The sequence below is a fragment of the Bacteroides sp. 1001302B_160321_D4 genome (assembly GCF_015667765.1).
Lineage (GTDB): Bacteria > Bacteroidota > Bacteroidia > Bacteroidales > Bacteroidaceae > Bacteroides > Bacteroides xylanisolvens.
This window is the reverse complement of record NZ_JADPLO010000001.1, coordinates 24,064-39,386: the sequence shown is the minus strand read 5'-3', so window position 1 is coordinate 39,386 and position 15,323 is coordinate 24,064. Positions and strand designations below refer to the sequence as shown.

Here is a 15,323-nt window from a genome sequence, read left to right as displayed (position 1 = left end):
ACCAGTTCCTGGAATTCGGCAAAATTCAAAGTTATGAATGGTAATAAGCAAACGGGTCTCACGCACCTTCATGTATATAATTTTGTTATATATCGAATGGAGCGTGGGACTGTTGCTTGTATACTCATAACGGCTTGCCGAAGCCTCAGGAAAATACATGGCAACAGTTCTCACGCTTTTCATGAACTTTATGGAGGTATTAAGGATGGACGCTTACACGAGAACCTTACGATTCAATCACAACCCTCTGAATCTCATCCTCGGAACAGAGAAAAAGAAGGGGCTACGCATCGGTTATATGGAAGCTGGACTGCAAGGCTTCTATCTCAACTCCATGGAGACCGGAGTCCATCCGCAAAAGCTATCCAGACTGCTGGCAGAAGAGTTCCACTGCACCGATACCGAGTCCGTCACCGGATTATTCCAGTTCCTGATCAACGAAGGAGACAGAGTCTCCTACCAGATTATGCTCCCCTACTTACTCTCCACAGAGAACATCAACGAGTTCGAAAGTATCATCCAAAAGCGCTTTTTCGGAGTAGAACGCTTCATCCGGCAAGGAAAGAATCTATACAAATTCGTGAAATATACAGAGGAAAGAAGAGACCCGATTATATGGATAAATGACTTAGAAAAAGGGATTATCGGATGGGACATGGGATTGCTTGTCAGCTTGGCGCGCGCCTCCCAAACATGCGGGCACATCAGCAAGGAACAAGCCTGGAAGTACATAGAACAAGCAGCCCAATTATGTTCTCTAGATCTTCGTACAACTGAAGAAATAGACAAGAGTTTCCTTTTAGGAAAAGCGATGAAATCGGGAAAGATAGAAGATTGGGATCGATTATTATCGTGCTATTCACTTCTGGGCAAGCACCGGAAGTAATTATTTTTCGCGGTCTACTACGTAATCCAAGTAAGCTCGGAGAGCTACACAAATATCAGATTCCGGCAAAGAAGCCAGTAAATCAAAAGCCTTTTGCTTATAGACATTCATCGTCTGAACGGCATATTCAATACCCCCGTTTTCTTTGATAAACGAGATCAAATGGGCAATTTCATCGAGAGTAGCTGCACCCTCCTTTACCTTGATTGCCAATTCTTGCGCCTCATCGTTTTTTGTCGTGTTCAATACATACAAAGCGGGCAATGTCAGTTTACCTTCAAGCATATCATTACCTGTCGGTTTGCCAATCTCTCTATTATCAAAGTAATCGAAAATATCATCTTTTATCTGAAAGCAGATACCAATATATTCGCCCAACAAACGAGCTAGTTCGGCTTCTCCCTCCCCTACACCTACCGAAAAAGCGGCAGCTTTCGTACAGGCAGCAAAAAGAGCGGCAGTCTTCTTACGGATTACATCAAAGTAAACCTCCTCAGAAAAGCTATGATTACTTACATTTGAAAGCTGAAGCAACTCGCCGTCAGCAAGATCCTGCCCAAGAGTAGACACCAGTTGAATAATGCGGTGGCTATTCGTCAGTTCGGCATGCACCAGGCTGGTTGCCAGCAAATAGTCGCCCGTCAATACGGCTACTTTATTATTAAAGATAGCATTCACCGAGAGTTGTCCACGGCGTTCGGTACTTTCATCCACGACGTCGTCATGTACCAAACTGGCTGTATGAAGGAGTTCCAATGAAACAGCTGCATGAAGAGTGGAAGGACATACAGCACCATAAAGACGTGCCACCAGCAAAACAAGAATAGGACGCATCATCTTACCATTCCTCTGCCGTATGTGAGATACGACACTATCGAGCAATGCATTTGAACTGGAGAGAGAACTATCAAAAAGTTCTTTGAAGTCTCTCAGTTCTGCTTCAATCGGAGTTCTGATGAGTGAGATGTTGTCCATTAATTACACAATTTGAGCACAAAAGTAATAATAAAACGCTGAATACCGTATTTTTTTGTACTTTTACCATGAAAAATTAATTAAATCTATGGATTCAAGTAATAAATTATTTCTTTTAGACGCTTATGCACTGATATATCGGGCGTATTATGCCTTTATTAAGAACCCAAGAATCAATTCCAAAGGATTCAACACTTCAGCTATACTGGGTTTTGTAAACACCCTCGAAGAAGTGCTGAAAAAAGAGAATCCCACTCATATAGGAGTAGCCTTCGACCCTGCAGGACCTACCTTCCGCCACGAAGCTTTCGAACAATATAAAGCGCAGCGTGAAGAAACTCCGGAAGCGATCCGCCTTTCCGTACCTATTATAAAGGATATTATTCGTGCTTACCGCATCCCTATTCTGGAAGTTGCAGGCTACGAAGCCGACGACGTGATAGGTACGCTTGCCACCGAAGCCGGTCGTCAAGGTATCACCACCTATATGATGACTCCCGACAAAGATTACGGGCAGTTGGTAAGCGACAAGGTATTTATGTACCGTCCCAAGCACACAGGAGGTTTCGAAGTGATGGGTGTTGAAGAAGTGAAAGCCAAGTTTGACATTCAGTCTCCGGCACAAGTGATTGACATGCTCGGACTGATGGGAGACTCTTCAGATAATATCCCCGGATGTCCCGGAGTAGGAGAAAAGACTGCTCAAAAACTGATTTCCGAATTCGGAAGCATCGAAAATTTATTAGAGCATACCGACCAACTGAAAGGTGCACTGAAAACAAAAGTGGAAACGAACCGAGAAATGATTACTTTCTCGAAATTCCTCGCCACGATTAAAATCGATGTGCCCATCCAACTTGAAATGGATTCTCTTGTCCGCGAAGAAGCAGACGAAGATTCACTTCGCAGTATTTTCGAAGAACTGGAATTTAGAACGCTCATCGACCGGGTACTAAAAAAAGAGGTTTCCGGAAATGGAATAACCTCCGCTCCCGGAAGCAAAATCGCCACCGGAAAAAGTGCCCCCTTTCCTCTTCCACTTTTTCCCGAAGAAGGAGGCGGAATACAAGGCGATTTGTTTGCGAATTTCACGCCCAATGAGCCGAATGAAGCAAAAAAATCAAATCTAGAGACGTTAGAATCGCAGCCACACAACTATCAACTCATTGATACAGAGAATAAAAGAAGAGAAATTATTCAAAAGTTACTTACATCTAAAATTCTCTCGTTAGATACGGAAACCACTGGAACCGAACCAATGGATGCAGAATTGGTCGGAATGAGTTTTTCCATTGCCGAAAATGAAGCATTTTATGTTCCTGTTCCATCAGACCGGGACGAAGCGTTAAAAATCGTGAAGGAGTTCCGCCCGGTCTTCGAAAATGAGAATTCGTTAAAAGTCGGACAGAATATCAAATACGATATGATCGTTCTCCAAAATTATGGTGCAGTAGTAAAAGGTCCGCTTTTCGATACGATGATCGCTCACTATGTTCTTCAACCGGAGCTCCGTCATGGTATGGATTACCTGGCAGAAATTTATCTGCATTATCAGACCATCCATATTGACGAACTGATAGGCCCCAAAGGAAAGAATCAGAAGAACATGCGCGACCTCGACCCGAAAGATGTATATCTGTACGCTTGCGAAGATGCGGACATCACTCTGAAACTGAAAAACGTATTGGAGAAAGAGCTGAAAGAGAATGACGCCGAACGTTTATTCTATGATATAGAAATGCCTCTTGTTCCGGTATTAGTCAATATCGAACGGAACGGAGTATTACTGGACACGGAAGCACTGCAACAATCATCCGCTCATTTCACCGCCCAGATGGAGCAAATCGAAAAAGAAATCTACGAACTGGCCGGTGAGACCTTCAACATCGCTTCACCCAAACAAGTCGGCGAAGTCTTGTTTGACAAGCTGAAGATTGTAGAAAAGGCGAAAAAGACCAAGACCGGGCAGTACGTCACCTCGGAAGAAGTGCTCGAAAGCCTCCGGCATAAACATCCTGTGGTAGAAAAGATTCTGGAACATCGCGGACTGAAAAAGCTATTGGGCACGTATATCGATGCGCTTCCCCTACTTATCAACCCACGCACAGGAAGGGTGCATACCTCTTTCAACCAGACTGTAACCGCTACGGGACGCCTTAGTTCAAGCAACCCGAACTTACAGAATATCCCTATCCGCGACGAGAATGGAAAAGAAATCCGTAAAGCATTCATCCCCGATGAAGGCTGCCTCTTCTTCTCTGCCGACTATTCGCAGATCGAATTGCGTATTATGGCGCACCTTAGCGAGGATAAGAATATGATCGACGCTTTCCTTAGCAATCACGATATTCATGCTGCCACCGCTGCCAAAATCTATAAGATTGATCTGAAAGATGTAGGTTCCGATATGCGCCGTAAAGCCAAGACTGCCAATTTCGGTATCATCTATGGCATATCCGTATTCGGCCTTGCCGAACGGATGAATGTAGACCGCAAAGAAGCCAAAGAACTAATCGACGGTTACTTTGAAACTTATCCGGGAGTGAAAGCCTATATGGACAAAAGTATTCAGGTGGCCCAGGAAAAAGGTTATGTAGAAACAATTTTCCACCGGAAGCGCTTTTTGCCGGACATCAACTCCCGCAATGCCGTTGTACGCGGATATGCGGAACGAAATGCCATCAACGCCCCTATCCAGGGAAGTGCGGCAGATATTATAAAAGTAGCAATGGCACGTATCTATCAACGGTTCCAAGCCGAAGGAATACAAGCCAAAATGATCCTGCAAGTACATGACGAATTAAATTTCAGCGTTCCCGTCAATGAAAAAGAGCGCGTAGAAGAAATTGTCATTGAAGAAATGGAGAAAGCATACCGCATGCACGTCCCCTTGAAAGCAGATTGCGGATGGGGCAAAAATTGGCTTGAAGCACATTAAACCATTAAGTGAATAAAGGCCAGCTTAATAAGGAATTGCTATCTTTTAGATACTAATTGCGCAGACTGACTCCACCTTATCCGGGGTTTCCGCTTACAAAATAGAAGCAAGTATAGATAATAACATTATTTAACTCATTATCCAGAAAGCTAGAAAAAGGAATCCTTTTTCGACGAAGTGATTCATTCTATATCCGGCAGATTGACTGCCGGATATTTTTTTGTCACCAATCTTGGCAAAAAGCAACCTATCCTCCGCCCCACCCATTGACATTTTGACAATATTTCATCTTCTAAAATGCATAAATACCAAATTAATATGTAGATTTGCAGCGTAAAACCAATACATTTGATAGACAAATGAAAGTATAATTCAAAAACTTAAATAGCCATGAAAGCAAAAGTATCTTTAAAAATGTTCGTTTTATCTGCAGCTCTTCTTGTTGTATCGCTTGCTACTTCTGCACGTAGCTACGATAATCAATTGATTTATAATCCAATCGAAGAGAATGGTATGACAGTAGGACAGACCGTTTACAAAATGGACGGAAACACACTTGCCAACTACATGAAGTACAACTACAAGTACGATGACAATAAACGTATGATTGAAAGCGAAGCCTTAAAGTGGAATAGCAGCAAGGACGAATGGGAAAAAGACCTACGCATCAACTATATGTATGAAGGCAAGACCGTTACTACCAATTATTATAAATGGAACGCTAAAAAACAAGCCTACGTACTGGTACCAGAAATGACCGTTACGATGGATAATACAAATATGTAACATAAACTCTCTCTCATTCTAATATTCTAACAAAAAAGATACGCCGCTTCTGCTGAAGAAGTGGCGTATTGCAATTTATAAGGTCTACATTACAAAACAAAGAAACGCTCTTGCAGTTCTTTTAGAAAACTTCGGGAAATCATCAGATCATTCTTATCATGGAAAGGCGGATAAAGCTGGCAACACTTACCATCAATCATTGCCAGATAATTAACATTTACAATAGCCGATTGGCTAATCTGCACAAAAGCTTGTGAATAACTGATAATATCTTCTGCTTTTGTATTCCGTTTCAAATTCAGGCGAGTCTGATTAAACAAGACTACCTGCCATTGACGTTTGTCTTTCAGATATTCAAAAAAGCCGATTTCTTCCAGGCGTAAAAGCTTGAAACCCGTCACTGTGCTAATCATAAACATGCCCTGTTGTGGCATTAATGCACTGATAGAAGAGGCAAAAGAGGGCAAAAGAGGAAGCGAAGCAGAGGTCATCGCCTTCCGGTAACGCTCCATAATCACTTTCAGGTCTTCCGCTTCAAAAGGCTTTAACAGGAAGTCGAAAGCCGACTCACGCAATGCCTGAAGCAAGTATTTATCATAAGAGGTGTAAAACACCACCTTCATATCCCACAAAATATCCTCTCTAATTTCACTTAGCAGGTTAAGCCCCAATGTATCCGGAAGCTCCACATCGAGAAACAATAAATCCGGATGCAACTCCATAATCATCTTTTTACCCTTTGCACCATTCCCTGCAATTCCTTTTACTTCAAATTCACGATAGGGCTCTAACTCGCGGCGCAAAGCATCAATCGCTGTACGTTCATCGTCAACGATGACTACCTTATACTTTTCTTCTGTCTCCATCATAAATCATAAGAAAAACGAAACGGGATATATACCGACACTTGCGTACCGGTTTGTCCATCGCTTCTGTTGGTTATATCAAAACGTATTTTATCACTTTTATTCTTTGTATTCAGTAATTGGATGGTCTGATAAAGCACTTTCAGCCCTGTGCCAGTCCCCCGTGTGGCGGAAGCCACTTGCGGAAGATATCCGCGTCCGTTGTCAGTAATCGTCATGCGAATCCCATTTGTTTCACGGGAAACATATACACTTAGTTCCTTTTTTCCGTCCTTTCCCGCCAGCCCATGCTTAATCGCATTTTCTACCGGAATTTGTACAATCATAGAAGGAATCATAATGCGGGTTGCATCTAATCCATCCTCCACTGTGACTGTCGCAACAAAATCTTCCCCCACACGCCCGCGCTCCAATTCGATGTATGTACGCACGAAATCCAGTTCATCTTGCAAGGATACACTCAACTTCTCGGTCAGTTCGAGGCTCCGACGAAGATACTTCACCAGCTCCATCAGATTATGTTTCACCTCTTCCGAGTCGTTAAACTGGTTAATTTCACGTCCCAATACATTAAAAGTGAAATGAGGAGAAATACGGCTCCGCAAATTCTCCATGCGAACCCGGTTGATTTGCTGGAAGAAACGCTGACGAAGAAACTCTCTCTTTTTACGCATATACCAGACAACCACCACTACTCCCACCACAAGCAGCAAGCAGACAAGCACCCAGATAAATACGCTCAATTTGAGCACCCTCATCTCTCCTGCCTGTCGCTGAATCTGCATTTCTTTACGAAGCACGATTGTATCTTGCCGGTAGCGCATATCCAGTTCGGCAACACGCATCTGTACTCGTTCGCTACGAATGGAATCATCCAGATGACAATCGCGTTTCAGATACTCATAGGCATGACGGTAATCACCAATCTGCTCAAAATAATGTTGTAGATACTGATTGCGTATAGTCAGCATATTGGCGTCAAGATGCCCGACAGGAGCAGTCCGGGCAATCATTGTTTTCGCTTGAGCTATATTTCCTTTCTTCAATGCCAGTTCAATCATCTGGGTTTCGATGTAATGTACGGCCGAGTTATGCTGTATATCGGAGAAGAATCGATAACTCTCATCCAGACAGGACTGTGCGGAGTCCAGTTTGTCAGTCAGCAGGTACAATTCTCCCAGGTTTACTTTGATAAAATTCTGTTCAAACACCATCTGCGGATAAGAAGAGACAAGCACATTGGCCCTGCGCATATACTTCAAAGCTTCCTGATAGTCTTTCCGGTAATAATAATGATTACCGCGATTGTTGAGATAAGTCCATCGTTCGCTCACGTTCATCTCATCGAAATACTGTCCGGCCAATTCATAGTAATGATTGGATAAATCGAAATCCCGCAGTTCCATATAGGTTTGCCCTAATCCGTAGTAGACAGGGAATTTCGCGTGCTCGGACAAGTTTAGCGAATCACAGAGAAACAGGGCACGACGATAATACGAAGCAGTGTGTGCCAAGTCACTGCGATGCAGGTAGGCATCAGCAGTATTGATACAAATATCCGGGAGCAGGTGCAGTTTTTTTCCTTTCAGGCGATATTCGTAGGCTTTCTTATAGTCGGTAATTGCAGAATCAGGGCGGTTCAGTTGCATCCACACGTTGCCTTCGATATTATAAACATCGGATAATACATCATTCCATTGTGGAGATTGGAGAGATTCAGAAGATTGGGAAGCATTGCGGGAAAATTCTTTTACCCGGCGGTTGTAATAGAGTATAGAATCATAATCGGAAGAGACAAAGAATGTTTTCCCATAAAGGGCAAGCAGACGATAATAGACCTGGGAATCTTGCGTCTGTGTCAGTGCGTCAAGCACCTGTGAGCGGGAATAATGCACATTGGAAAACAAAGAATCCTGTATACGAACTTCCAGAGAATCAACCAACACCTGTTCGCACGAAGAGTTATTGCGGTGTCTATCAGCATATCCGCAACTCAACAACATCAACAACCCCAACAGTCCAAATAGTTTCATAGCAGTCTTCCGATTCATCAGTCCCCTTATTCATGTCATGTTTTGAATGTGACAAAAATACATTATTTATCCTGAATCCCAGCGAATTTTATTATTTTTTTTAATACCTTTGTGCCCATATAAATATGAGTAACTGACCTAATGAGTCCACTGAACTTCACCCACATTTTGACACAGGCAGTCGATGAGCTATCGGAAAGCGAATCTTATAAAGGACTGTTTCATCAGCACAAAGATGGCGAACCACTGCCCTCTGCTAAAGTCTTGTATGAAATTATTGAGCTTTCACGCTCCATTCTCTTCCCCGGATACTACGGAAATTCTACTATTAACAGCCGGACAATTAATTATCACATCGGCGTCAACATTGAAAAATTGTTTGACTTACTTTGTGAGCAGATCCTGGCCGGATTGTGTTTTAGCACTTCCATAGAGGGGAAATGCAACGTCTGCTCCGACTCGAAACGGGAAGAGGCTACACGTCTTGCTGCTAAATTCATCAGTAAGCTACCTGCCATGAGAAGAATACTGGCAACCGATGTGGAAGCCGCCTATAACGGCGATCCGGCTGCCGAAAGTTATGGAGAGGTAATTTTTTGCTATCCGGCCATTAAAGCGATCAGCAATTACCGTATCGCGCATGAACTGCTGGAACTGGGTGTTCCTTTGATTCCCCGCATCATCACGGAGATGGCGCATAGCGAAACGGGAATTGATATCCATCCGGCCGCAAAGATTGGCACTCACTTCACTATCGACCACGGTACGGGTGTTGTAATCGGTGCCACGAGTATCATCGGAAACAATGTTAAACTATATCAGGGTGTCACCCTAGGAGCCAAGAGTTTCCCGCTGGATGCCGACGGAAAACCAATCAAGGGAATCCCCCGCCATCCGATCCTGGAAGACAATGTGATTGTTTATTCCAACGCCACTATTTTGGGAAGAATCACCATCGGACGTGACGCAACCGTAGGCGGTAATATCTGGGTAACGGAGAATGTTCCTGCAGGAGCAAGAATCGTACAAACTAAAGCAAAAAAATAAAATCAAAAGAATCTATATGAGCGAACAATTCGAGATGATAGCCAAGACTTTCCAGGGACTGGAAGAGATACTTGCAGAAGAACTGACAGCATTAGGAGCCAACGACATTCAAATAGGACGCCGCATGGTTTCATTCACAGGAGATAAACGTATGATGTATAAGGCGAATTTTTGCCTTCGCACCGCCATCCGTATCCTGAAACCAATTAAAAACTTTACAGCCAAAGATGCCGATGAGGTTTATAATCAAATACAGGCTATTCCATGGGAAGAATATCTCGATGTGAACAAGACGTTCGCTATCGATGCAGTAGTATTCAGTGATGAGTTCCGCCATTCGAAATTCGTTTCGTATAAGGTGAAAGATGCGATTGTGGATTATTTCCGTGATAAAACAGGGAAACGTCCGTCGGTACGTATCAACAATCCGGATGTACTTCTGAATATTCATATTGCACAGACTACCTGTACGTTGTCTTTGGACTCGTCCGGAGAATCACTTCACCGTCGCGGTTATCGCCAGGAAGCAGTAGAAGCCCCGTTAAATGAGGTATTGGCTGCCGGCATGATTCTAATGACCGGATGGCGCGGAGAATGTGATTTGATCGACCCGATGTGTGGTTCGGGTACTATCCCTGTTGAAGCGGCACTGATTGCTAAGAATATCGCTCCGGGAGTGTTCCGTAAAGGATTTGCTTTTGAGAAATGGGTAGATTTCGATGCGGATATGTTCGATGAGATTTACAATGATGACAGTCAGGAGCGCGAATTTGCTCATAAGATTTACGGATATGATAACAATCCGAAAGCTAATGAGATTGCGACTCACAATATAAAAGCTGCCGGCGTATCGAAAGACATCGTGTTGAAGCTGCAGCCGTTCCAGCAGTTTGAACAGCCGCAGGAAAAGTCGATTATCATCACTAACCCGCCATATGGTGAACGTATTTCCACTAATGATTTGCTTGGACTTTATCAGATGATCGGTGAACGTCTGAAACATGCGTTTGTAGGAAACGAGGCATGGGTGCTTTCTTATCGGGAAGAGTGTTTCGACCAGATTGGTCTGAAAGCAAGTCAGAAAGTTCCTTTGTTCAATGGACCATTGGAGTGTGAGTTCCGCAAATATGAGATTTTTGACGGAAAATACAAAGAGTTCAAGAGCCAGGAAGAGGGAGAAGAAAAAAAAGAGGCTGAAGGAGAACAGACTCCAAGATTCAGAGAAAGAAAAGAATTTAAGCCACGCCGCGAAGGTGAGTTCAAACCGCGTCGGGATGGTGAATCCAGACCTCGCAGAGAGGGAGAATACAAGCCGCGCAGAGAAGGTGGTGAGTTCAAAGGCGGTGACAGAGATAGAAAGCCGCGGGGAGAGTTTCGTGGAGGAAGAGATTCAAGAGGGCCAAGAGAATTTAGGGGGAACCGGGAGCCGAGGATTCCGAAGAAGGAAGAGGAATAAACCATTCAATAGTTAATGACACATTATAACATCACACACTCATTAACACCCTGATAACCAACTTGAGGTCACAAATTGCAACCTCAAGTTCAAATAACATTTTCGCCAATAAGCTATCTATGATAGCAACCAATTAAAGAAAAAATGAACGACATTGTTATCATTGAAAATAAAATTTATGAGATCAGAGGTCAAAAAGTTATGTTGGACTTTGATTTGGCGGAGATGTATGAAGTTACCACAGGTAACTTCAATAAAGCCATTAAACGAAACATCGAACGATTTCCTGCAAGATTCATGTTTCAATTAAATAAAGACGAGTTCAACTTGATATTCCAAAATGGAATATCAAGTTGGGGTGGTACTCGCAAAATGCCTTACGCTTTTACAGAACAAGGTGTAGCAATGTTATCTGGAGTTCTGAAAAGTCCCCGTGCTATTGAAGTCAGTATTAATATTATGGATGCCTTCGTCCACATGCGTCAATACCTGCTCTCCCATGCTCCGAAACAGGAATTGGAAGAATTGAGGAAAAGGATTGAATACTTGGAAGAGGACATATCCTCCGACAGAGAAAGCTACGAGAAGCAATTTGACGACCTATTCACCGCTTTCGCCAAGTTGAGTGCTGCCATTCAAATAAAGCAGACTCCCTTGGACAGAGTAAAAATAGAAGGATTTAAAAACAAATAATAAAGAAAAGAGCAATGAGTAAAATTGGAAAAAGAGCCATGCTTTTATTGTTGGCACTACCAATCGGATTCAATGTTATGGCACAAGAAACCAAAAAGCCGACACTGGAAGAATTGATTCCGGGTGGCGAGAGTTACCGCTATGCAGACAACCTGTACGGACTGCAATGGTGGGGTGACGAATGTATCAAGCCGGGCGTAGATACCCTTTATTCTATCCAACCCAAAACGGGAAAGGAAACAATGGTTATCACTCGTGAACAGATCAACAAAGTGCTTGAAGAGAACAAGGCAGGAAAGTTATCACACCTGTATTCCGTCAGTTTCCCATGGGCCGATAAGCCACAAATGCTATTCAAGATAGCAGGAAAGTTCATTGTATATGATTTCAAGAGCAATCAAGTTGTCAGCACTCTCAAACCCAAAGACGGAGCAGATAATGAAGACTATTGCGCAGCCAGTGGAAACGTGGCATACACGATAGGTAACAATCTGTATGTGAACGAAAAAGCGGTAACCAATGAACCTGAAGGCATCGTTTGCGGGCAGACTGTACACCGCAATGAATTCGGTATCAACAAAGGTACTTTCTGGAGCCCGAAAGGCAACCTGCTCGCTTTCTACCGTATGGACGAGAGCATGGTGACACAATACCCGCTTGTAGACATCACTGCACGCGTAGGCGAAGTGAACAATGTACGTTATCCGATGGCAGGAATGACGAGCCATCAGGTAAAAGTGGGTATTTACAACCCTGCTACCGGTAAAAGCATTTATCTGAACGCAGGTGATCCCACAGACCGTTATTTCACCAATATCAGCTGGTCACCGGATGAAAAAAGCCTCTACCTGATTGAAGTAAACCGTGACCAGAACCACGCCAAACTTTGCCAGTATAACGCAGAGACAGGAGAGCCGATGGGCGTTCTCTACGAAGAAATGCATCCTAAATACGTGGAGCCACAAAACGCAATCGTATTTTTGCCGTGGGACCCTACCAAGTTCATCTATCAAAGTCAGCGTGACGGCTACAACCATCTTTATCTCTTTGATGCCAATGCAGCCAACATGAAAGGTGAAACTTATAACAGCGCCAACGGTGGTACTTACTTCCAGGCCGGCAAAGTCAAACAACTGACCAAAGGCAACTGGCTGGTTAGCGACGTCCTGGGATTCAACACAAAGCGTAAAGAAATCATCTTCACAGCCGTAGAAGGCTTGAGAAGCGGACATTTCGCTGTAAACGTGAGCAATGGAAAGATAAGCCAACCGTTCGAGAACTGCAAAGAAAGCGAACATAGCGGCATGCTTAGCGCTTCCGGCACTTATCTTATCGACCGTTATTCAACAAAAGACCAGCCTCGCGTCATCAACCTGGTAGACACCAAAAACTTCAAAGAAACAGCCAATCTGCTGACTGCTGAAAGCCCTTACGAAGGCTACCAAATGCCAAGCATCGAAACCGGAACAATCAAAGCGGCAGACGGCACCACCGACCTGCATTATCGCCTGATGAAACCGGCCAACTTTGACCCGGCCAAGAAATATCCCGTCATCGTATACGTCTACGGAGGTCCTCACGCGCAATGCGTCACCGGAGGATGGCAAAACGGCGCACGCGGATGGGACACATACATGGCAGGTAAAGGCTATATCATGTTTACCATCGACAATCGTGGCAGCAGCAACCGTGGACTGGCATTTGAAAATGCCACCTTCCGCCGTCTTGGCATCGAAGAAGGTAAAGACCAGGTAAAAGGCGTTGAATTCCTGAAATCCCTCTCCTACGTAGACAGCGAACGCATCGGCGTACACGGATGGAGCTTCGGAGGACACATGACTACCGCCCTGATGCTTCGTTACCCGGAAATATTCAAAGTAGGCGTTGCCGGAGGCCCGGTAATCGACTGGGGCTATTATGAAGTGATGTACGGCGAACGCTATATGGATACACCGGAAAGCAATCCGGAAGGCTACAAAGAATGTAATCTGAAAAACCTTGCCGGCCAACTGAAAGGTCACCTATTGATTATTCACGACGACCACGACGACACCTGCGTGCCACAGCACACCCTGTCGTTCATGAAAGCCTGTGTAGATGCCCGCACTTATCCCGACCTGTTTATCTACCCGTGCCACAAGCACAACGTAGCAGGACGCGACCGTGTACATCTGCATGAGAAAATCACCCGGTACTTTGAGCAGAACTTATAAAACTGACAAAGACACCACCGTATCCATACAAATCATAGATAACAGTATAAATCCATAACAATACAAAGATGAAGATATTATTACTAGGCTCGGGCGGCCGCGAACATGCACTGGCATGGAAAATTGCCCAAAGTCCGAAAGTTGAAAAACTATACATTGCTCCGGGAAATGCCGGAACAACTGCCGTAGGCGAGAATGTCAACATCAAAGCAACCGATTTTGAAGCAATCAGTGCTTTTGCTCTAAAAGAGAACATCCAAATGATAGTAGTAGGTCCCGAAGATCCGTTGGTAAAAGGAATCTACGATTACTTCCAAAACCGTCCGGAGCTAAAGCATATTGCCGTGATCGGTCCCTCGGCTCAAGGAGCGCAACTGGAAGGCAGCAAGGAATTTGCCAAAGGCTTCATGATGCGCCACAACATCCCGACAGCCCGCTACAAAAGCATCACTTCCAAAAACCTCGAAGAGGGCCTCGCTTTCCTCGAAACGTTGGAAGCTCCCTACGTACTGAAGGCTGATGGCCTTTGTGCCGGGAAAGGAGTTCTCATCCTTCCTACGCTGGATGAAGCGAAGAAAGAACTGAAAGAAATGCTCGGCGGCATGTTCGGTTCCGCATCGGCAACCGTTGTGATTGAAGAGTTCTTGAGCGGTATCGAGTGCTCTGTATTCGTACTGACAGACGGAGACAACTACAAAGTCCTCCCTGTAGCAAAAGACTACAAACGTATCGGTGAAGGTGACAAAGGATTGAATACAGGCGGCATGGGTAGCGTAACTCCGGTTCCGTTTGCCGACGAAGTATATATGGAGAAAGTACGCACACGTATCATCGAACCGACCATCAATGGTTTGAAAGAAGAAAAGATCACCTACAAAGGTTTCATCTTCCTCGGTCTTATCAAGGTGAAAGGTGAACCGATGGTTATCGAATACAACGTCCGCATGGGCGACCCGGAAACAGAAAGCGTGATGTTGCGCATCCAAAGCGACTTCGTAGAGTTGCTTGAAGGCACAGCGGCAGGCAACCTGAACGAGAAAACACTAGTGATGGACCCACGTTCGGCCGGCTGCGTCATTCTTGTCAGCGGCGGTTACCCCGAAGCCTACGAAAAAGGATTCCCTATCAGCGGACTGGAACAGGCTGCCGCCACCGACAGCATCATCTTCCATGCCGGAACAGCCATGAAAGACGGACAAGTGGTGACGAACGGCGGACGTGTGATTGCCGTTTGCTCTTACGGTGCAACGAAAGAAGAAGCACTGGCACAGAGCTACAAAGTGGCAGACATGATCGACTTCGACAAGAAGTATTTCCGCCGCGACATCGGATTCGATTTGTAAGAAACAACCTGTAATGATACGCCACGGCAGGCATAAATCCCCTATTTGCACGGCATATAGATCCTACAAAGCGATGATATATGCCCG

Annotated in this window: 11 protein-coding genes; 8 read left to right on the top strand and 3 right to left on the bottom strand. The window is 44.4% G+C overall.

Translation table 11 applies throughout. From position 1 onward, the window contains the following. The first annotated feature begins 205 nt into the window (after nt 1–205). Nucleotides 206–886 carry a DUF1266 domain-containing protein gene (locus tag KFO40_RS00180; RefSeq protein WP_211145980.1) on the top strand — a complete coding sequence of 227 codons (681 nt, stop codon included), beginning with the start codon at nt 206–208 and terminating at the stop codon, nt 884–886. Here KFO40_RS00180 and KFO40_RS00175 read toward each other — a convergent pair whose 3' ends face one another. Then, the gene (locus tag KFO40_RS00175) at nt 887–1,861 is read right to left on the bottom strand and encodes a polyprenyl synthetase family protein (protein ID WP_211145939.1); all 975 of its coding nucleotides are present in this window, start codon (nt 1,859–1,861) and stop codon (nt 887–889) included. An 88-nt stretch (nt 1,862–1,949) separates the two neighbouring features. Between KFO40_RS00175 and polA the strand changes: the two genes are divergently transcribed. Next, entirely contained in the window at nt 1,950–4,799 is a 2,850-nt protein-coding gene (gene polA / locus KFO40_RS00170; RefSeq protein ID WP_211145938.1) for a DNA polymerase I, read from the top strand. A 390-nt stretch (nt 4,800–5,189) separates the two neighbouring features. Further along, entirely contained in the window at nt 5,190–5,585 is a 396-nt protein-coding gene (locus tag KFO40_RS00165) for a DUF3836 domain-containing protein (RefSeq protein ID WP_008023789.1), read from the top strand. 89 nt (nt 5,586–5,674) lie between these two features. Here KFO40_RS00165 and KFO40_RS00160 read toward each other — a convergent pair whose 3' ends face one another. Both KFO40_RS00160 and KFO40_RS00155 read right to left on the bottom strand, forming a co-directional pair. Then, nucleotides 5,675–6,454 carry a LytR/AlgR family response regulator transcription factor gene (locus KFO40_RS00160; protein WP_008023788.1) on the bottom strand — a complete coding sequence of 260 codons (780 nt, stop codon included), beginning with the start codon at nt 6,452–6,454 and terminating at the stop codon, nt 5,675–5,677. Next, on the bottom strand, nt 6,451–8,502 hold the full coding sequence (locus tag KFO40_RS00155; RefSeq protein ID WP_211145937.1) for a histidine kinase: 2,052 nt from the start codon (nt 8,500–8,502) through the stop codon (nt 6,451–6,453). Before KFO40_RS00155 ends, KFO40_RS00160 begins: the two co-directional genes overlap by 4 nt. Nucleotides 8,503–8,625: 123 nt before the next feature. Between KFO40_RS00155 and KFO40_RS00150 the strand changes: the two genes are divergently transcribed. From KFO40_RS00150 to purD, 5 genes are all read left to right on the top strand, one after another. Continuing rightward, entirely contained in the window at nt 8,626–9,531 is a 906-nt protein-coding gene (locus tag KFO40_RS00150; protein WP_141408684.1) for a serine O-acetyltransferase, read from the top strand. A gap of 16 nt (nt 9,532–9,547) precedes the next feature. Continuing rightward, nucleotides 9,548–10,987, top strand: coding sequence for a class I SAM-dependent RNA methyltransferase (locus KFO40_RS00145; RefSeq protein ID WP_118196634.1), 1,440 nt, complete (start codon nt 9,548–9,550; stop codon nt 10,985–10,987). Nucleotides 10,988–11,131: 144 nt separating this feature from the next. Continuing rightward, complete coding sequence (locus KFO40_RS00140) at nt 11,132–11,680, top strand: ORF6N domain-containing protein (RefSeq protein WP_004313721.1); 549 nt, start codon at nt 11,132–11,134, stop codon at nt 11,678–11,680. A 14-nt stretch (nt 11,681–11,694) separates the two neighbouring features. Then, nucleotides 11,695–13,893: a S9 family peptidase gene (locus KFO40_RS00135; RefSeq protein ID WP_141408683.1), complete on the top strand. Its 2,199-nt coding sequence runs from the start codon at nt 11,695–11,697 to the stop codon at nt 13,891–13,893. Between the two features lie 68 nt (nt 13,894–13,961). After that, complete coding sequence (gene purD, locus KFO40_RS00130; RefSeq protein ID WP_049701516.1) at nt 13,962–15,236, top strand: phosphoribosylamine--glycine ligase; 1,275 nt, start codon at nt 13,962–13,964, stop codon at nt 15,234–15,236. Nucleotides 15,237–15,323 lie beyond the last annotated feature (87 nt).

Bases quoted from the DNA above. Each gene is read 5' to 3' on its own strand.
- KFO40_RS00180 (WP_211145980.1), top strand. From the start codon at position 206: ATGGACGCTTACACGAGAACCTTACGATTCAATCACAACCCTCTGAAT.
- KFO40_RS00175 (WP_211145939.1), bottom strand. From the start codon at position 1,861: ATGGACAACATCTCACTCATCAGAACTCCGATTGAAGCAGAACTGAGA.
- polA (WP_211145938.1), top strand. From the start codon at position 1,950: ATGGATTCAAGTAATAAATTATTTCTTTTAGACGCTTATGCACTGATA.
- KFO40_RS00165 (WP_008023789.1), top strand. From the start codon at position 5,190: ATGAAAGCAAAAGTATCTTTAAAAATGTTCGTTTTATCTGCAGCTCTT.
- KFO40_RS00160 (WP_008023788.1), bottom strand. From the start codon at position 6,454: ATGATGGAGACAGAAGAAAAGTATAAGGTAGTCATCGTTGACGATGAA.
- KFO40_RS00155 (WP_211145937.1), bottom strand. From the start codon at position 8,502: ATGAATCGGAAGACTGCTATGAAACTATTTGGACTGTTGGGGTTGTTG.
- KFO40_RS00150 (WP_141408684.1), top strand. From the start codon at position 8,626: ATGAGTCCACTGAACTTCACCCACATTTTGACACAGGCAGTCGATGAG.
- KFO40_RS00145 (WP_118196634.1), top strand. From the start codon at position 9,548: ATGAGCGAACAATTCGAGATGATAGCCAAGACTTTCCAGGGACTGGAA.
- KFO40_RS00140 (WP_004313721.1), top strand. From the start codon at position 11,132: ATGAACGACATTGTTATCATTGAAAATAAAATTTATGAGATCAGAGGT.
- KFO40_RS00135 (WP_141408683.1), top strand. From the start codon at position 11,695: ATGAGTAAAATTGGAAAAAGAGCCATGCTTTTATTGTTGGCACTACCA.
- purD (WP_049701516.1), top strand. From the start codon at position 13,962: ATGAAGATATTATTACTAGGCTCGGGCGGCCGCGAACATGCACTGGCA.